This window comes from Chromobacterium sp. ASV23 (assembly GCF_016428945.1).
Taxonomy (GTDB): domain Bacteria; phylum Pseudomonadota; class Gammaproteobacteria; order Burkholderiales; family Chromobacteriaceae; genus Chromobacterium; species Chromobacterium sinusclupearum.
In genome coordinates this window covers 1-17900 of the sequence record NZ_JAELTR010000053.1, presented here as the reverse complement: position 1 = coordinate 17900, position 17900 = coordinate 1, and the positions used below count along the sequence as shown (strand labels likewise).

General features: G+C 64.7%; 21 protein-coding genes. 15 read left to right on the top strand and 6 right to left on the bottom strand.

Annotated features, from left to right (window positions below; translation table 11 throughout):
- Positions 1 to 19: 19 nt before the first annotated feature.
- The 4 genes from JHD59_RS17650 to JHD59_RS17635 all read right to left on the bottom strand — a co-directional run bounded on the left by JHD59_RS17650 (position 20) and on the right by JHD59_RS17635 (position 4397).
- On the bottom strand, positions 20 to 211 hold the full coding sequence (locus tag JHD59_RS17650; protein WP_103318882.1) for a Lar family restriction alleviation protein: 192 nt from the start codon (positions 209 to 211) through the stop codon (positions 20 to 22).
- Positions 212 to 337: 126 nt separating this feature from the next.
- Positions 338 to 1690: an SGNH/GDSL hydrolase family protein gene (locus JHD59_RS17645; RefSeq protein WP_233164359.1), complete on the bottom strand. Its 1353-nt coding sequence runs from the start codon at positions 1688 to 1690 to the stop codon at positions 338 to 340.
- 233 nt (positions 1691 to 1923) lie between these two features.
- Entirely contained in the window at positions 1924 to 2937 is a 1014-nt protein-coding gene (locus tag JHD59_RS17640) for a class I SAM-dependent rRNA methyltransferase (RefSeq protein ID WP_199155188.1), read from the bottom strand.
- Positions 2938 to 3047: 110 nt separating this feature from the next.
- Entirely contained in the window at positions 3048 to 4397 is a 1350-nt protein-coding gene (locus tag JHD59_RS17635; protein WP_233164357.1) for an SGNH/GDSL hydrolase family protein, read from the bottom strand.
- Between the two features lie 223 nt (positions 4398 to 4620).
- Between JHD59_RS17635 and JHD59_RS17630 the strand changes: the two genes are divergently transcribed.
- Both JHD59_RS17630 and JHD59_RS17625 read left to right on the top strand, forming a co-directional pair.
- Positions 4621 to 5496 (top strand): HD domain-containing phosphohydrolase, encoded by an 876-nt coding sequence (locus tag JHD59_RS17630; protein WP_199155187.1) that lies wholly within the window; start codon positions 4621 to 4623, stop codon positions 5494 to 5496.
- Positions 5497 to 5593: 97 nt separating this feature from the next.
- A complete protein-coding gene (locus JHD59_RS17625; RefSeq protein ID WP_233164355.1) occupies positions 5594 to 6532 on the top strand; it encodes an alpha/beta hydrolase in 939 nt (312 codons plus the stop codon).
- A gap of 36 nt (positions 6533 to 6568) precedes the next feature.
- Here the strand turns inward: JHD59_RS17625 and gmhA are convergent, their stop codons facing one another.
- Positions 6569 to 7162: a D-sedoheptulose 7-phosphate isomerase gene (gmhA, locus tag JHD59_RS17620; protein ID WP_103318873.1), complete on the bottom strand. Its 594-nt coding sequence runs from the start codon at positions 7160 to 7162 to the stop codon at positions 6569 to 6571.
- A gap of 58 nt (positions 7163 to 7220) precedes the next feature.
- Positions 7221 to 7967: a S24 family peptidase gene (locus JHD59_RS17615; RefSeq protein WP_199155186.1), complete on the bottom strand. Its 747-nt coding sequence runs from the start codon at positions 7965 to 7967 to the stop codon at positions 7221 to 7223.
- Positions 7968 to 8300: 333 nt separating this feature from the next.
- Here JHD59_RS17615 and JHD59_RS17610 point away from each other — a divergent pair, with 333 nt between their 5' ends.
- From JHD59_RS17610 to JHD59_RS23120, 13 genes are all read left to right on the top strand, one after another.
- The gene (locus JHD59_RS17610; protein ID WP_043625680.1) at positions 8301 to 8720 is read left to right on the top strand and encodes a Mor transcription activator family protein; all 420 of its coding nucleotides are present in this window, start codon (positions 8301 to 8303) and stop codon (positions 8718 to 8720) included.
- A 27-nt stretch (positions 8721 to 8747) separates the two neighbouring features.
- On the top strand, positions 8748 to 9152 hold the full coding sequence (locus tag JHD59_RS17605) for a M15 family metallopeptidase (protein WP_103318868.1): 405 nt from the start codon (positions 8748 to 8750) through the stop codon (positions 9150 to 9152).
- Between the two features lie 2 nt (positions 9153 to 9154).
- Positions 9155 to 9376, top strand: coding sequence for a hypothetical protein (locus JHD59_RS17600; protein ID WP_103318866.1), 222 nt, complete (start codon positions 9155 to 9157; stop codon positions 9374 to 9376).
- Positions 9373 to 9936 (top strand): hypothetical protein, encoded by a 564-nt coding sequence (locus tag JHD59_RS17595; RefSeq protein WP_199155185.1) that lies wholly within the window; start codon positions 9373 to 9375, stop codon positions 9934 to 9936. The genes JHD59_RS17600 and JHD59_RS17595 overlap by 4 nt, the downstream gene beginning before the upstream one ends.
- Positions 9933 to 10130 carry a TraR/DksA C4-type zinc finger protein gene (locus JHD59_RS17590; protein ID WP_043625671.1) on the top strand — a complete coding sequence of 66 codons (198 nt, stop codon included), beginning with the start codon at positions 9933 to 9935 and terminating at the stop codon, positions 10128 to 10130. The genes JHD59_RS17595 and JHD59_RS17590 overlap by 4 nt, the downstream gene beginning before the upstream one ends.
- A 10-nt stretch (positions 10131 to 10140) precedes the next feature.
- Complete coding sequence (locus tag JHD59_RS17585) at positions 10141 to 10356, top strand: hypothetical protein (protein WP_071110672.1); 216 nt, start codon at positions 10141 to 10143, stop codon at positions 10354 to 10356.
- Positions 10357 to 10429: 73 nt separating this feature from the next.
- Positions 10430 to 11119, top strand: coding sequence for a DUF1834 family protein (locus JHD59_RS17580; RefSeq protein ID WP_199155184.1), 690 nt, complete (start codon positions 10430 to 10432; stop codon positions 11117 to 11119).
- A 77-nt stretch (positions 11120 to 11196) separates the two neighbouring features.
- Positions 11197 to 12621: a phage tail sheath subtilisin-like domain-containing protein gene (locus JHD59_RS17575; protein WP_199155183.1), complete on the top strand. Its 1425-nt coding sequence runs from the start codon at positions 11197 to 11199 to the stop codon at positions 12619 to 12621.
- Positions 12622 to 12687: 66 nt separating this feature from the next.
- The gene (locus tag JHD59_RS17570) at positions 12688 to 13062 is read left to right on the top strand and encodes a hypothetical protein (RefSeq protein ID WP_043625663.1); all 375 of its coding nucleotides are present in this window, start codon (positions 12688 to 12690) and stop codon (positions 13060 to 13062) included.
- Positions 13063 to 13262: 200 nt separating this feature from the next.
- On the top strand, positions 13263 to 15392 hold the full coding sequence (locus JHD59_RS17565) for an NlpC/P60 family protein (RefSeq protein WP_199155182.1): 2130 nt from the start codon (positions 13263 to 13265) through the stop codon (positions 15390 to 15392).
- Positions 15392 to 16699, top strand: a complete 1308-nt coding sequence (locus tag JHD59_RS17560) for a DNA circularization protein (RefSeq protein WP_199155181.1) — start codon at positions 15392 to 15394, stop codon at positions 16697 to 16699. The genes JHD59_RS17565 and JHD59_RS17560 overlap by 1 nt, the downstream gene beginning before the upstream one ends.
- A complete protein-coding gene (locus JHD59_RS17555) occupies positions 16683 to 17729 on the top strand; it encodes a phage baseplate assembly protein (protein ID WP_233164354.1) in 1047 nt (348 codons plus the stop codon). Before JHD59_RS17560 ends, JHD59_RS17555 begins: the two co-directional genes overlap by 17 nt.
- Before the next feature lie 10 nt (positions 17730 to 17739).
- Positions 17740 to 17900: phage baseplate assembly protein (locus JHD59_RS23120; RefSeq protein WP_255521410.1), on the top strand; the 161-nt coding region annotated here is incomplete at its 3' end.

Genomic DNA, 17900 nt, shown 5'->3' with positions numbered 1-17900 from the left:
GCGAATTCGGCAGCGGGGCTTACTTCAGCCGATTCCAGTTCAGAATCGCTTCCTTCTTGTTGTCGGCCTGCGCGCCGATGGCCGGGCAATTGCCCTTTTCCGGATAGCGGCTGCACTGCACCCACAGCCGGCGCGAACCGGCCTTCACCAGCTCGCCGCGCGCGCCGCATTTGGGACAGGGTTTTGGTGTCAGCGGAGCGGTTTCGGTCATCTTGGTCTCCCTCAAGCAACAAGGGCCCTGCGCGGGCCCCTAGTCTTCTCTCATCTGCTCAAGCTTAGCGTTTGCATAAGGCCGCCGACAAGAAAAAGGCGAACGCGCGAAGACCTCCCCGAAATGTCAACGCCGACGCGTCATCGCCTTGGCCTGGACCGGCAGCGCATAGCCCTGCTGCCGCACGAAGTCGGCGACGAAGCCGCCCAGCAGCAGATGGGTGTGCGTGGTCGGGTGCAGATTGTCCCAGAACACATAGGCGTCGGCATTGGTGCACTCCGGCCGCGGCGTCTGCGCCGAAATATAAGGCAGGCTGGCATTGGCGGCCACGTTCAGGCAGGACTGGGTGGTGTTGCTGACCTGGTACTTGGCCGGATTGGCCAACAGATCGTTGAACATGCCGTAAGCGTCGAACAGCCTGAGCTTGAGGCCGGCGCCATGTTTCTGCTGCAGCGTGGCCACCAGCGCCGTCAACTTGGCGTTGTAGTCCTTCACTTGCTGCGCCAGTTGCGCGGCCTTGCCGCCGCTGCTGCCGGACGGCGTGCGCGACAAGTCGGGCAGGTTCAGCACCACGATATTGCGGCCGCCGGCGGCGATGATCTTTTCCAGCGCCTTGCCTTGGTCGGCGATCACCTGATCGACGCTGCGGCCGTAGTTCAGCAGGTCGTTGCCGCCGATCAGCATGGTGAACAGCGTATTCTCCGCACGGTAGCCCGGCGCCTTCTGCATGTATTGCGTCCAGGAATCCACTTCCTGCAACAGTCCCGGCACCACCAGATGCTTGTCCGCCGCCGCGCCGCCTATCGCCCAGTTGTAGATCGGCAGCCCCAGCTGCTCGGCCAGATGCTCCACCCACACGCGGCCATTGCTGAAGCGGCCGATATACCAGCTCTGGGCGGTGGGCAGCTTCCACTGCGACGCGCCGTACATGTTCTGGGTATCGGACAGGCTGTCGCCGAACACGATCAGCTTGTTGATGGCCGGACCCTGCGCCGCGCTGTCCAGCGTCCAGATGGTGTGGTTGTACGACATGGCGTTGTTGGCGGCGGCCACCAGCGCCAGTGGGCGATTGATGCCCTGCTTGGCCAGCGTGTTCTGGCATGCCGCGCGCAGCGCGTCCTGGCTGGCCTCGCTGTAGAACATGTTTTTCAGCGCCACGATGCTGCCGGACCACCAGTAGCCGTTGACGCGGTAGTAGTCGCCGCTGGACGGGTCGGTCGCCCAGACATAACGGGTTTGCGGCTGATTGGACGCCGGGCTGACCCGGTAATAGCAACGCAGATAGGTGTAGGTCGTGCTGCCCTGCTGCGGTTTGGCCTGGCTGGCGGCCAAGGCCGCTTCAGCCTCGGACAGCGGCTTGCCGGCGGAAAGCACGCCGTCCAGTTCGTCGTTGGGCGGTTGCGGCGCCTGCGCCTGCGCCTGCGCCTGGCCGGCGGCCAGCAGGCCGGCCAGCAAGGTTGATGCGAAAAGTCGTTTCATGTATTCACCCGATACCTTGATCTTGTTGTCAGCGGGTGGTCCGGTTTGCCAATCGGTCGCGGCAAGGATTCCGCGCCTTACGTAAACCACCTGCAACAATAGAATAACAGGCGTTTACATTTAAAATAAACCTGAAATTTTAAATATATAACCACAATTTGCCGCTGCCGCGCCTAGTCCGGACAAGAAAAAACCGCTGCCTGGGCAGCGGTTTTGAAAGAGGAGAACGGCGCTCAAACACTCAGCAATACGATCTTCAGCGGGTGTTTGCCGTCGTTGCTCGGGAAGTCGGCATCGGGCTCGATCCACTCCGCGGCGCGCACTTCGCGGCCCGCCTTGGCGGCGCTGCGCTTCAGCGACTCCAGCCAGGCATCGCCGTCGACTTCTGCAACATTATTGCAACAGATCAGCATGCCGCCGGGCGCAGTGGCCAGCAAAGCCGGCTTGAACAGCGCCTGGTAGTCGTTGACCAGGTCCACCACGCCAAACTGGCTCTTGGAGTAGCGCGGCGGGTCGAGGAACACCAGATCGAACTGGCGCGGCTCCAGCTTGGGGAAGGCCGGCATGCGCTTGCCGCGCACGCGGTCCGGTTGGCCGATGCCGGACAGCTGGCGCACGGCGGCGAACACGTCGCTGTGCAGGCAGCGCGGGCGGGTGGCCAGCAGGTTCAGCTTGGCGTTGGCGCGGCCCACGCTGAGGCTGGATTCGGAGAAATCGACGTTCAGCACGAAGCTGGCGCCGGCCTTGGCCGCCGCCACGCCCACGCCGCAGGTATACGAAAACAGGTTCAGCACGCTCTTGCCGTCTGCCAGCTGCATCACGCGGCGGCGCGCGGCGCGCAGGTCGAGGAACAGCCAGGGGTCCTGCCCCTTGTGGCGCGCCTGGTAGTGAAACGCCACGCCGTTTTCGCGGATGGTGATGTCCTGTTCCGCCACCGCCTGCTCGGCCAGCGGCAAGGTGTTGCGGACACGGGAATTGGCCTCGCTGCGGTCGTTGTACACCAGCGTCAGCTCAGGCAGGGTCTCGCGGTAATAGGCGCGGATTTCCTCCAGTTCCGCCTCCTCCAGCGAGCGGTGGAAGCTCTGCGCCAGGATCTGCTCGCCGTAGCGGTCTATGGTGAGGCCGGGCACGCCCTCGACGCTGCCGTGGAACAAGCGGTAGCAGTTGGTGTCTTCGGCGGCGAGGCGCGCTACGAGTTCGGCGCGAGCCGCAGCGGCGCGGCTGAGGAGTTCGGTCAGGCTGGACATGGGGGCTTTCGATTACGGTTCGGCCGGACCGGGGTGTTGGCCCCGGCCGGTTCAAAACCGAATTGTAAGCCCTGGCGGACAACGCACCAAGCGCCGTCCGCCTAAGCGGGTCAATGCAGCGTCTTCAACAGCGGCATGGCGCCGGACGAGCTGAGGAAGTCCGCCACCGCGTTACCCAGCAGCAGATGGGTATGCGTGGTCGGATGCAGCGTGTCCCAGAACACAAAGGTATCGGCATTGCCGCAGTTGCCGCGCGGCGACTGCCCCTGCATATAGTTCAGCGCCGAATCGGTGTTGATGTTCAGGCAGGACTGGGTGGTGTTGCTGACTTGGTACTTGCCCGGATTGGTCAGCAGATCGTTGAACAGCGCATAGCTGTCGAACACCTGGATGTTGACGCCGTACTGCTGGTTCAGCGAGGCGGCCAATGCGGACAGTTTCTGGTTGTAATCCAGCACCTGGGCCGCCACCGTGGCGGCGCCGCCCTTCAGCTGGTACACCGGAGCGCGCGACACATCGGGCAACTTCAACAGCAGAATGTTGCGGCCGCCAGCCTGGATCAGGCTGGTCAGCGCCTGCTGCTGGCCGGCAATCACCTTGTCCGGCGTGCTGCCGTAGTTGACCAGATCATTGCCGCCTATCCACATGGTGAACAAGGTCGTGGCCGGGTTGTAGTTGGGCGCCTGCTGCATGTATTGCTGCCATGACTGCACCTGCTGCACCACGCCCGGAATCACCAGCTTCTGGGTGCTGACGCCGGCCCCGCCTATCGCCCAGTTGTACAGCGGCAGCTTCAAGCGCGACGCCAGGTACTCCGCCCACACCGGGCCGTTGCTGAAATGGCCGACATACCAGCTGTTGCGATTCGGCAGCGTCCATTGCGAGGCGTTGTAGACGTTCTGGTTGTCGGACAGGCTGTCGCCGAAGGCCACGATCTTGTTGATCGCGCTGCCTTGGCCTGCCTGGTCATTGGTCCACACCGTGTAGTTGAACGACATGGCGTTGTCGGCGGCGAACACCATCGCCGGCGGCTGCTGGATGCCTTTTTTGGCCAGCGTGCTCTGGCAGACCGAGCGCAGCGCGTCCTGCGTCACGTCGCTGTAAAACATGTTCTTCCAATCGAACAGCCCGCTTCCCCACCAGTGGCCGTTCAGCCGGTAGTAGTCGCCGCTGGACGGGTCGAGCGCCCATACGTAGTCGGTCGTCGGTTGGGTATTGGCGCCGGAGGTGCGGTAATAGCAGCGCACATAGGTGTAAGTCGCGGGGCCCGGCACGGACTGGGTGCCCAGCCGCGCCGTGGCAGTCTTGGCCTTGGGCAGCCCTTGCTTCAGCAGCTGCTCCCGGCTCAGCGGACCTGACGGCGACAGGATATGGGCGTAGCGGGCGTCCGGCGCCACATCGGCATTCCCGGCAAAGGCAGGCGCGGCCAGCGCGACGCCCAACAGCAACCATGCTTTCATGCGTTCTCCTCGTGATGAGTGGTGGGTACGGCATCGAAGGGATAGACACAACCACAGCACAGTAGAAAGGAAATATGAAATTTGTATATTCGGCCAGGGTTTGCCGTAAGAAATAGATCAAACACTCGACTGACTGTCGTGATCTCGCCAGCGCAGCATCTGTCCGCTGTCGATTCGATTTGCATATGCCATAGTAAGAAAACCACTTCCCAGGAGAGCTGCCATGCAAGCCAATCGCGAACTGCTGAAAACCCTGTACACCATGGCCATGCTTGTTGAGGCGCGCGACGCCTATACCGGCGGCCATCTATGGCGCGTATCGCGCTATAGCCTGCTGCTGGCGACGGACCTGCAGCTGCCGCAGGAAGAAGTGGAACGCATCGCGCTGGGCGGCTTTCTGCATGATCTGGGCAAGATAGGGGTGCCCGACGCGGTGCTGAACAAGCCGGACAAGCTGAGCGACGAAGAATACGCGGTGATCAAGACCCACCCGCAAGTCGGCGCGGATTTGCTGCTGGACCATCCCTTGGCCGACCTGGTGATAGACGCGGTGCTCAGCCATCACGAAACGCCGGATGGCCGGGGCTATCCCAACCAGCTCAGCGGCAAATCCATCCCCTTGGCGGCGCGCATCGTCGGCATCACCGATGCCTTTGACGCGATGACCAGCAGCCGGCCCTACCGCCAGGGCATGCCGGCGGAGAAAGCCCTGGCCATCATCGAGGCAAACCGCGGCGGCCAGTTCGACGCCGAGCTGGCCGACCGCTTCGTCGCCTTGGGCCGCGCCGGCAAGCTCGACCATGTGCTGGGACACAGCGAACCAGGCGTGCCCATGCAGTGCTGCCTGTCCTGCGGCCCCATCATCGCCGTGCCGTCGGACGCCGCGGATGGCGAAGACATCTACTGCCCGGCCTGCGGCGGCGGCTATCGCCTGAGCAAGCACAGCGGCGCGCTGTCGCTGACGCCATCGGGCAAACGCGACCTGGTGAAAGCGCGCCAGCCCCGCGCCAACAACCATCTGATAGACAAGTTATTGGCGGAAAACCAGAAGCTCAACAGCCGCAAACGTCCTGGCCTGCTGGAAATGCTGTTCGGCTGAGGATGGTCGGCATATGGGTCACATCATTTGCCTCAAGAATGCGTATGGTATAAATTGAAACAACCATTCATGCCGCATCCTCTGGCAGAGGCCCACCATGCACACACTGCACCCCAAGCTGCAACCGTGGTTGGAACAGTTCAATCGAATAGCCGCGCAGAAAATCGCCGCCGGCTACAAGGCCACGGCCATCGGCGCGCGCGAGGCGCTGGCTCAACTGACCGCGCAGATGGTCAGCCCCGGCTCCGATATCGCCTGGGTCAACGATGACCTGGTGCCCGGCCACGAATACAGCGTGCCGGTGCGGATCTACCACCCCGCCCCGGATCAGCCTCTGCCGGTGCTGGTCTTCCTGCATGGCGGCGGCCACATGGCCGGCGGCGTCAGCGTTTACGACGGCATCAGCCGCCGGCTGGCGGCAGCCAGCCGCCACATCGTGGTGGCGGCCGAATACCGGCTGGCGCCGGAAAACCCTTATCCCGCCGGTTTGAACGATGCCTGGGCGGTGGCCAAGGGGGTATGGGACGTGCTGGAACAGCGCCAATTGCGTTTCCGACGGCGCCTGGCGCTGGCGGGAGACTCCGCCGGCGGCGCGCTATGCGCCAGCCTCAGCGGCAAGGCGCAGCAAGATGCCTCGCTGGAGATCGCGTGCCAGGTGCTGATCTATCCCTGCGTCGATTACACGCTGACCCAGCCATCGGTGAAGGAAAACGGCGAGGGCTACTTCCTCACCGCCAGCCGCACCGCCTGGTATTTCGACCAGTATTTTCAGCATGACGAAAATAGGCGGCAGATGTCGCCGCTGTATTGGCCATGCAGCGCGCGATTGCCCGCCACGCTGGTCATCACTGCCGGCTTCGACATCCTGCGCGACGAAGGCCAGTTGTACGCGCGCCAATTGCAGGCCGCCGGCGCGGCGGTGGCGCAACTGCACCTGGACGACCAGATGCACGCCTTCCTGAACATGGAGGCGCTGGTGCCGGAAGCCTGCGCCCTCGCCTACCGCCGCATCGGCGAATTTCTCAACGCCGACTGAACCGCGTCGGCCGGCGCGCAGGCTGCCGTCGCGCCATCATGGGGCCGGATAGTTCTCCGGGCAGAAATGGCGTTCGGTCAGCTCGATCAGGATGTGCAGCACCTTGATATGCAGCTCCTGCACCCGGTCGGCGTAATGGCCGCCCGGGGTGTTGACGTAGACGTCGGCCAGCGGCTCCAGCCTGCTGCCGGCGCGGCCGGTCAGGATGATCACCTTCATGCCCAGCTCGCGCGCCACTTCGGCGGCGCGGATGACATTGCGGCTGTTGCCGCTGGTGCTCAAGCCCAGCAGCACGTCGCCGGCCCGGCCGTGGCTTTCCAGATAGCGGGCGAAGATTTCGTCATAACCATAATCGTTGCCGACGCAGCTGATGTGGCTGGGATCGCTGATGGCAATCGCCGCCATGCCGCGGCGGTTGTCGCGGTAGCGGCCGGTCAGCTCCTCGGCGAAGTGCATGGCGTCGCACATCGAGCCGCCATTGCCGCAGGAGAAAATCCGCCCGCCGCCAGCCAGCGCGTCGATGATGGTCTGTCCGGCGGCCTCGATGGCGGCCAGCGCCTGCGGATTGGCCAGCAGATTATCGAGCGCGCTCTGCGCCTCGGCCAGGCTGGCCTGAATGTGGTTTTGCATGGTGCATCCTGATCTTGCGAAGTCAGCGACAGTTTACACCCAACGCCTTGGGCGGTCCTCAGGCGATCTGCCGGCCGAACCACACCACCCGGCCGATGACCTCGAACTCGGCGCCGGCGCCGGCCAGATCGACGGTAAAGGTCTCATATAGCGGATTGGCGCTCTTTACCTGCACCGCGCCGCCCGGCAGCCGTTGCAACTGCTTGACGAAGATATCGTCGCCGATGCGGATCACGAACAGCCCTTCGCCGGGATTGCGCTCGGCGGTGTTGACCAGAATGGTGTCCCGGTCTTCCAACACGCCGCTCATGCTGTCGCCCTTGACGCTGATCACCGCCAGATCGCGCGGCGAGGCGTTGAGATAGTTCTTTACCCAGTAACGGCGGAAGGCCATATAGAACATCGCCTGTTCGCCCGAGGCGCTGGTTCCAAAACCGGCCGACGCCCTCAAGTTATAACGCGGTATAAAACAGAACTCCTCATGCACGTCCGGCGGCACGAAATCGTCATCCGCGTCCAGCGGACGCGCCGTCCTGCCGCGCTCGCTGTCGCCCGCCAGCTCGGCAGCCGCCACCGTCTCGTCGCGCATCGCCCCTTCGCCGTGCAATAGCCAAGGCAGACGGCAGCCGCTGCTGGCCGCGATCTTCTGCGCCGTCGCCATCCTGGGCACGCCGCCCTTGTACCACATATTGGTAAAGGAGCCTTTGTTGATGCCGATGCGCGCCGCCCAGGCGTATGGCTTTTCGGCGCCGATCAGCAGTTCCAGCCGCTGCTTGAAACCCGTAGCCTGCAGAGAATTTTCCATTTGGAACTCCATCAGTTGCATGTACCGCTGGATCGACCCCCCAGAGTACTATTCTTTTGTCATCTCGTCCAATAGAACTGACATGCGTAGTGACATCTCGCTGCTTGTTTAGTTCAAAATACCCGTCTAGAATAGCCATTAAATGACAAATCAGTTCCAATAATTCTATTTTTACAGTTGAAACGTATACTTAAACTGATGACCAAGGCAAGTTAGTTCTAAAAAATAGCCCGATCATACACGGCTGGCTGTCTTTCCCGTGATCAGAAAATTGTAACTTATTTAGAACTTACTGTCTCCCAAGGCCATTCGCGACCTCCTGGAGCTTCCGTGATGAATACTCTTGCGCAATATCCCGCCCTGCCGTCCACCATGCAACTGGTCGCCAAGCTGATCGGCATGCCTCGCACGCTGCAACTGGTGCAGGCGCTAGGCGGCACTACCCTGCCGTTCTCCAAGAATCAGAGCCGCGCCGGCCAGCTGCGCTTCGCCGCGCTGGTCGATGTGATCGGCCAGGAGGCCGCGGAACGGCTGACCCATCACTTCGGCGGCGACATTTTGTACATCCCGCGTTGCAGCCAGGCGCTGCGCCAGGCGCGCAATCAACAACTGATCCGCGACTTCGACGAATTGCTGGCCGATGGCCTGGGCGCCAATGAGGCGGTCGGCGTGCTCGCCATGCGCTACCACCTGAGCGACCGCATGATCTGGCGCGTGTTGAAAACCCCGCCGGCACCGGGAGAAGTGCATTGATTGTTTCCCGAACCTAGGAGAACCCGCATGGCCAGCCGCGCCATTTCCGATCTGCACCCGCAACTGCAACCGCTGGCCGAAACCTTTCTGCGACGCTGCCGCGACCACGGCGTAGATCCGTTGATCGTCTGCACCTGGCGCTCGGCGGCCGAGCAGGACGCGCTGTACCAGCAAGGTCGCGACAAGCCCGGCCTGATCGTCACCTATGCCCGCCCCGGAGAATCCGCCCACAACGCCATGCTGTACGGCAGCCCGGCCGCGCGCGCCTTCGACGTCGTGCCCCTGGTCGGCGGCAAACCGGTCTGCGATGCCGACCATCCCCACTGGCAAACAATGGGACGCATCGCCCTCGGCCTGGGCCTGTATTGGCATGGACAACTGGACGCGCCCTACCGCGAATTCCCGCATTTTCAACTGTCACTGGAGCCCTGAGCATGCATCCCGCCGACCTGCTGTGCAGTCCGCGCAGCCGCCGCATCAGCCATAGCCGGCTGTGGGCCAACGTGGCCTGCGCCGCCGCCACCGCGATGTTCATCCGCGACGGCTGGCGCGGCGCGTTGACGCCGGACATCTGGCTGATCTACCTGGGCGTGGTGGGCGGCTATTCCGCCTCGCTGCGCATGATCGCCGCCTACCGCGACCGGAGCCAGCCATGATCAGCCTGTCCACCTTGCGCATCGGCGGCTGCCTGCTGCTGCCCATCCTGTCGGCCGCCGCCGGTTATGCCGCGGGCAGCGCCCACAGCCGCCATGTCTGGCAGGCCGAAATGGCGGCCAAGCTTGCCGAACTGCAAGCCGATCACAGCCAGCAGCTGCAACAACAGCAGGCTGCCGCACTGGCGTGGCAACAGCAATGGCGGCAACGCATGGACCGGCTGGAAGGCCAACTGCTGGACAAGCAAAACGCGCTGCAAGCCCTGCGGCGCCAACAAACGCAAAGGATAGACGATGTCGCCCGCAACGATGGCCCCCGCTTTACTGGCCTTGGCCCTGACAGCCTGCGCCTCTACCGCCAGCTCCTCGGCTATCCCGCCGACCTGCCCGGCGCCCAGCCCCTATCTGCTGGATCTGCCGCCCATGCCGCCGGCGCCGACGGCGGGCTACCGCCACCCGACCTCCTCGCCCACGCCGCCGACTACGGCGCCTGGTGCGGCGAGCTGGAGCAGCGCCTCCTCACCCTGAAACAACTCTTCACGCAACAGGAACCCCAACCATGAGCGATTTCTTTGATCGCGCCAGCGAACTGGAAACCGAATTCCGCGAACAGGCGCTGGCCCGCCATTTCCAGCAACTGCAATCCAGCGGCTACAGCCATTGCGAGGACTGCGGCGAAGCGATACCGGCCGCGCGCCGCGCGGCCATACCCAGCTGCACCCGCTGCGTGCAGTGCCAGCAACAGGCGGAAGACTGAGAGGTTTCACGTGGAACAGGACAACCTGATGGCCTTGGGCCGGATAGAAGGCAAGCTGGACATGATCGTCGCCCACCTGGCCAAGCAGGACAAAAAACTGGAAGAGCTGGACGGCCGGCTGCGCGACGTGGAAGTGCAGGCCGCCAAGAGCGGCGCCTTGTCCGGCGCCATCTCCGCGCTGCTGGTCGCCTTGGCCGGCGAGATGCTCAAACGCGTACTGCACTGACACCCCTCAACTAAGCCGCAAGGCGCTCCCCGCTGCACACTTCTCCCATCCCCGCATTCTCCAAGGAATGATCATGTCCATGCTGATCACGCTGCAAACCGCCATCGCCGACCGCCTGCGCCAGGGCATGGGCCAGATGGTGCGCGAAGTGGCGGCCGACCTAGACGAAACCGCCCTGTGCGGCCTGCAATTGGCCCACGGCGACTACAGCAGCCGCCTCACGCCGGGCCAGGCCAGCCCCACGATCAACCCGCAGGCGCTGGCCCGCCTGCCCGCGCTGTGGACCGTGGCCGGCGGCATCGTCTCCAGCCAGCCGCAATCCAGCCAGCGTCTGCGCTACAAGGCCAACGCGCTGTTCACCGTCATCGTCGGCGACCGCCTGCAAGCCGATGCCGCCTACAAAGGCGCCGGCGTCTGGCAGCTGGTGTACGCGGTGCGCCGCCTGCTGGCCTCGCAGGACTTCGGCCTCGCCGTCAACCCGCTGCTGCCGGAAAAAGTCCGTCCGCTGGGCCAGGCGGCGCGCGACGGCCAGCCGTGGAGCCTGGTGGCCTGCGACTTCAGCACCTACTGGCTGGACGAGGCGCTGGACAACGGCCACTGGCCTGCGCCGCAAGGCGACGCCGATCCGGACGCGCTGTTCCGCGCCTTCGGCGGCCGCCTGGAAACCCCGGCACAGCCCGCGCAAAGCGTCCAACTCAATTACAACGTCGCCGGCTCCGCCGGCGTCAAGGCCCAGGACGTCGTCAACGCCCCCAAAGCCTGAAGCCGCCCACGCCTTTCCCCTCGCCGCGCCGCTCGGCGCGGCTCCTTTCCCAACCGCCAAATCAGGAGCTTTTTCTCATGGCCAGCCCCAACATCAGCTTCGACCAGATTCCGGCCTCGATCCGCAAGCCGGGCAAGTACTTCGAGTTCAACACCAAACTGGCGGTGCGCACGCTGCCGGGCAATCCGCAACGCGTGCTGGTGATCGGCCAGCGCCTGGCCGATACCGCCGCCCAGCCGGCGCTGGCCGCGCTGGACGTGTTCAGCGACGAGCAGGCCGCCCAGGCTTTCGGCCGCGGTTCCTTCGCCCACCTGATGGCGCGCGCCGCCATCAATGCCAACCCCTACCTGCAGCTGACGGTGATCGCCGTCGATGACAATGCCGCCGGCGTGCCGGCCGCCGGCAGCTTCACCTTCAGCGGCCCGGCCACCGCCGCCGGCGTGCTGAGCCTGTACATCGGTGCCTCCCGCGTGGACGTCGCCGTCGCCGCCGGCGACGATGCGCCCAAGATCGCCGCCAACGCTCAGGCCGCGCTGGCCAAGCTGACCGACCTGCCGATCACGGCTGTCGCGGCCAAGGAAGTGCTGACCCTCACCGCCCGCCACAAGGGCAGCCTGGGCAACGCCATCGCGCTGAAGGCGCAGGAGCAGATCGCCGGCCTCGGCGTCGTCGTCGCGCCGATGAAGGGCGGCGCCGGCGATCCGGACATCGCGCCGGCCCTGTCCGCCGTAGCCAGCGGCGGCCATCAAATCATCGCCAGCCCGTTCACCGGCGATGCCGCGCTGACCGCGCTGCGCGCCCATCTGGATTTCGTGTCCGGCCCGCTGGAGCAGCGCGGCGCCATCGGCGTGATCGCCAGCACCGGCGCGCTGGCCGACGCCAGCGCCCTGTCCGCCAAGCTGGACAGCGGCCGCATCACCGCCGCCTGGTATCGCGGCTCCGCCAAGCTGCCTGGCGACATCGCCGCCGCCTACGCAGCGGTGATCGCCAGCGAGGAAGATCCGGCCCGTCCGCTGAACACGCTGGAGCTGCCAGGCCTGGACGTGGTGGATCTGGCCTACCGCACCACCCGCACCGAGCAGGAAAGCGCGCTGTACAACGGCGTGACCCCGCTGGAAGTGGCCGCCGGCAACCGCGTGCAGATCGTGCGCGCCATCAGCACCTACACCAAGGATGCGCAGGGCGTGGACGACGTGTCGCTGCTGGACATCACCACCATCCGCACCCTGGACTACGTGCGCCGCGCCTGCCGCGAGCGCATCGCGCTGCGCTTCCCGCGCGAAAAGCTGTCCGACCGCACGCCGTCCAAGGTCCGCTCCGAGCTGCTGGACGTGCTGTACAAGCTGGAAGAGCTGGAAATCATCGAACAGGTGGAAGCCAACAAGGCCGGCCTGATCGTGGAGCGCGATCTGCAGGACGCCAACCGCCTGGACGCCAAAATCCCGGTGGACGTGGTCAACGGCCTGCACGTGTTCGCCGGCCGCATCGATCTCTTGCTGTAACGCTCTCCCCTTTGCCGGCCGGCGCCGCCGGTCGGCCCCTTCTCTAGAACCCACAAGGAAAGACTCATGGCTCTCAAAGAATACGCAGGCTCCATCGTCCTGGAAGTGGATGGCCAGGAAATCGATGTCATCGACCTCAACGTCAGCAGCAAAACCGGCCGCAAGCTGGTGAAAACCATGAACTCCAGCGGCCGCGCCAAAGGCTTCGCCCGCGGCGTGTCGGAATACGAACTGGCCGTGACCGTCTCCATTCCGCTGAGCGGCGAGATCGACTGGGAAGCGATCGAAGGCGCCAAGCTGACCGAGTTCCCGCTGGCGCCGGGCGGCAAGCGCGTGAGCTACCTGGACTGCTTCACGCTGGAAGTCGGCGAGAAATACGGCGTGGAAAACGAAGCGCGCCGCGATATCAAGCTGATGTCGCTGCGCAAAGTGACGGAGTGACTCCACTAAGTCGTTAATCCGTGCTGCCTGTGTCGTCAACAGGCAGCACGTCACACTGGCAGGTTGCGATGACTCAAAAACCACGGAATCAAAGAGCAAACGAGGGATTCGATCTCGTCCAACATGCGCTGTCTTTTCAGGGGAAGGACAAAATCGCCGGTTTAACCGAGGCCCAAACCCGCGCTTACGCCTCTGCAGTCATGCAGAAAGAAAGCGCCGGCAAGGTTAACAGCGACAACAAGCAGGGCTACTACGGCCAATACCAGTTCGGTGCGGAAGCACTGGTAGAAACCGGGCTGGTCGATCGTGAAAAATACGATGCCGCTATCGCCGCAGCCAAGAAAGAATACGGAAAAGCTTGGCGAAAACAATGGTACGCCAAGAACACCGGCTTGCACGCCAAATTCTTGGAGGATGAATCCAACTGGAAAACACCGGGCGGTCTCAGCAGCTTTCTTAGCGATAAAGCCCTGCAAGACGCCAAGTTTGTTGAATACACCAACAAACAAATCCAGCAGGGCATCAAGTTAAAGGCCATCAACGCCAACGACTCCGCGGAGAGAATCGCGGCCTTCGCCGGCGCGGCGCATTTGAAAGGCGTTGGCGGGGCCAGCGCGCTTTTCAAGCAGCACAAAGAAACCCGCGACGGCAATGGCACCTCTACCACCGAGTATGCGCAGCGCGCGCAAAACGCCATCAACCGTTTGGCGCCACAAGTGGAGCAAGCCATGCAAGGCGGCCATGCCGCCGCGCAGCCTACGCCAGACGCGGCGGCTGAGCCTGCGGCCCGCCCTGTCAAAACACATAGTGGCATCGACACAGGCGCGGCCCATCCCGCTCATCCAGCCATTCAAGCAAGCCAACAGCATGCCAAAACGGCCATGCCCAAAGACCCGCCCTCGTCCGCAACGCCAAGCACCGCTTCGGGCGGTCAGACAATTTTGAGTCAAAGAAGCCGATTTGACGGCTACCGATACAAACTCGGCGGCAACGGCGAGCAAGACGCCAAGGGCGTCAAGCGCATCGACTGCTCGCATCTGGTCAACCAGGCGGTCAAGGGCGCGGGCTACGCCATTCCGTACCAGACCACCGCCGACATGGCGCATTCCAAGTATTACGAGGAAGTTGATGCCAAGGACGTCAAACCCGGCGACATCGCGCTGTGGAATGGCGACAAGCATCACACCGGCATCGTCGAGGACTACGACGCCAAGACCGGCAAAGGCAGCTTCTTCGGCGCGCAGTCCAAGAAAGGCGCGTCCAGCGCCCAAATGGGCAAGGGCGCATGGTGGGGGCGACCGCAGAAATTCCTGCGCCCCAAGGCCGAATATCTGCAAGCGCCGCCACCCGCCGCCGCCGTGCAGAAAGCGCCTCACCCCAAAGCTGTGGCGTCGCAACCCCTTACGCAGAAACCAGTCACCGCGAAACCCGCCGCGGCGGCATCCGCCCAACCGCCCGCGGCCACAGATGCCGTGCAAAAGCTGCTGCGGGCCGAAGGCACCACCCGCGTCTATCAGATGGCTGACGGCACGGTGCAGACGCGCACCGGCGGCACCGTGGCCTGGCGCAACAACAACCCGGGCAACTTGAAGTTCGGCTATGCCGGCAGCCATGACAAAACCGACCACAGCAAGCGCAGCAAGGCCCGCGCGCTGGCGGACGCGCAAAAGCGCTACCAGGGCGTGGTCGATCTGGATCAATGGGGAAACGCCATCTTTGCCGACGAAGCGGCGGGACGCGCGGCCAAGGCCCAGTTGCTGACCCAGCGGCACGGCGACAAGACCATCGAGCAGATGCTGCCCAAATACGCGGTTTCGGACTACTCGGGCAAGGCCAATCATGCCAAATACGCCGCAGGCATCTACCAGCTGGCCGCCAGCCGCGGCCTGGACCTGCATGGCAAGAAAATCAAGGACCTGACTCATCCAGAGTTCGAGGCCCTGATGGACGGCATGAAGAAGGTGGAAGGCTTCAAGACCGGCAAGGTGGAAGTCAGTGGCGCGTCCAGCGCCAGCGCTGCATCGCCATCCCCTGCCGAGTCCCACATCACGCCGCCGGCCAAAGCGGCCATCGCCGCCAAACCGGCTAAATCTGCTGGCTCAAGCGCTGCGGCAGCCAAGCCGGCACCCCCGGCCAAGAAGCCCGCCGCCAGCTCGGCCGCCGCTGCATCTGGCCATTCCGCAGAGGCCCAGTTGTCCGCCCTGATCGGCCAACTCAGCGCCACGCTGGCGCAGCTGGCGCAACCGATACGCGTGGTGGTCGACGTCCAAAACGGCAACATCGTCGCCGCCGTCAACGCCGCCAATAGCAAGCAACAAAGGAGGAATTGATGTTCAACCTCAATGTATTCGCCGGCCTAACCTCGTCCGGCGGCCTGGTGGACGCCAGCTTTCGCGGCGTGCGCTTCGATTGCCTGAAGAGCGTGGACAGCGCGCAGCGCGACCAGGCGCTGCACGAATACCCGTACAAGGATGGCGCGGACGTGGAAGACCTGGGCCGCAAGGCGCGCAAGGTATCGCTGTCCGCCATGTTCTGGGGCAAGGACTACCAGCGCCGGCTGCGCGAGCTCGTCGCCGCGCTGGATGCCGCCGGCCCCGGCGAGCTGGTGCACCCGGTGTTCGGCAGCATGCCGCAGGCGCAGGTGCTGGATTACCAGATCAGCCACGACGCCGACGCGCCGGACTCCTGCACGGTGGACATCAACTGGGTGGAAGCCACGCCGGGCAATCCGTTTTTCGCCGCCGGCGCCGCCCTGCCGCAGGTGGAGGCCATCTCGTCCCAGGTGGACAAGCTGCGCCAGATGGCCGGCGAGGCCTTCTCCAAGGCGCAAGGCGTGGTGGCGACGGCCAAGGGCGCGCTGGGCCGGGTGGCCGCGCTGCGCCAGCAGCTCACCGCCACGGTGGGACAGCTGGCGAAAATGGCCAACCAGGCGGTGGCCCAGGCCACGGACCTGCTGGCCTATCCGCAGGCCTTCGTCGCCCAAGCCGCCCAGCTGGTGGACGCAGCCGCCAATTGGCGCCTGGATCTGAAAGTCGATCTCGGCCCGCTGCCGGCGCTGAAAACCGCCGCCGCGCTGCCCTCCGCCACGCTGGCCGACTGGAAAGCGCTGCGCCGCCGCCTGGAAAACCTGCCGGCCACGGTGCGCCAGAATATCGCCCCGCTTGCCGCCGGCGCCTCGCTATCGGTCTGGGCCGATGACCAGCGCCGCATCGACGCTATGTTGCAGCTGCATGTCTCCACCAAACTGGCCGCCGCGGCCGCCGGCATCTTTCAAAGCGAGGCGCAAAAGCCGACGCTGACACCGCCGGCGCTGGAGCAGATCGCCGGCGATGTGCGCGGTTCGCTGCAAGCCACTATGGAGCAATGGCGCGCCGGCATGGCGTCTGAAGACGCGTATCCGGTGGTGGACGGCCTGCGCACGCTGGGCCTGCAGGTGCAGCAAAGCGCCGCCGCGCTAATCGCCGCCAAACCGCCCCTGCTGAAGCGCAAGGTGGACGCCGCCTGCAATCTGCGCCAGCTGGCCCACCTGTGGTATGGCGACAGCCAGCGCGCCGACGAGCTGCTGCGGCTCAACCCGCAACTGTCGCAACCGAATCACCTGACTCCGGGAACCCTGGTCTATGGCTACGCCCGCTAATCACGCCGTCAGCCTGCAAATCAACGGCCGCCAGCACGGCGACTGGACCCACTACGCCATCGATTCCGACCTGGCCATGGCCGCCGACGGCTGGCAGGTGTTGCTGGGCCTGCCCGGCGGCGCCTTTCCGCCGGAAGTGGAGCCGGGCGCGCTGGTGAAAGTGCAGGTCGGCGGCGAAACCGTGCTGCTGGGCCGCATCGACGACATCAGCCACAGCGTCGCCTCCGGCAGCCATCAGCTGGCGCTGTCCGGCCGCGACCTGGCCGGCATGTTGCTGGACTGCAGCGCGCCCTTGTTCACCGCCAAGGGCATGACGCTGCAAGACGTGCTGGACAACGTGGTGAAGCCGCTGGGCATCGCCCATATCCGCGTCGATGCCAAGGCTCAGGGCCAGATCGAGAAGATCAACGTCGATCCCGGCAACAGCGCCTGGGACGTGCTCACCCGCGCCGCGCAGGCCAACGGCCTGACCGCCTGGTTCGATCCGGACGGCACCCTGGTGGTGGGCGGCCCGGACTACAGCCGCCCCGCCACCGCGCGGCTGATCCTGCGCCGCGACGGCAAGGGCAACAATGTGCTGAGCCTGAGCGAAACCCGCTCCCACGCGCAGCGCTATTCCGAGCTGACCCTGCTGGGCCAGGCCCACGGCCAGGCATTGACGGCCGGTCGCCACGCCATGCGCCATCAAACATTCGATTCCGACGTCTGCTATCACAAGCCGCGCATCCAGGTGGAGCCGGACGCCGCCAGCCCGGCCGAACTGGCCGCGCGCGCCGACAAGATGCTGGCCGATGCCCGCCTGGCCGGCTACACGCTGACGGCCACCGTGGCCGGCCACCGCGACAGCCAGGGCGCGCTATGGACGCCCGGCCAACGCATCGAAGTGGAAAGCGAACCGCACGGCATCCACGGCACCTATTTCCTGATGGCGCGCACTTTCGAAGGCGGCCGCGGCCAAGGCTGCGTCACGCGGCTGACGCTGAAAGAAGACCGGTGCTGGATACCGGCGATGCGCGCCGGCAAAACATAAGGAGAAAAACATGTGGCATGAAGTAGACCAACGCATACGCCGCGCCTTCAGCAATGTGCGCCAGGGCTTCCGCGCGGCGCTGACCCATGTGGACAGCGGCGGCGGCGTGCAACTGGCCCAGGCCGACGCGCTGGCCGGCGAGCGGCTGCAAGACGCCGAGCTGTTCCAGCA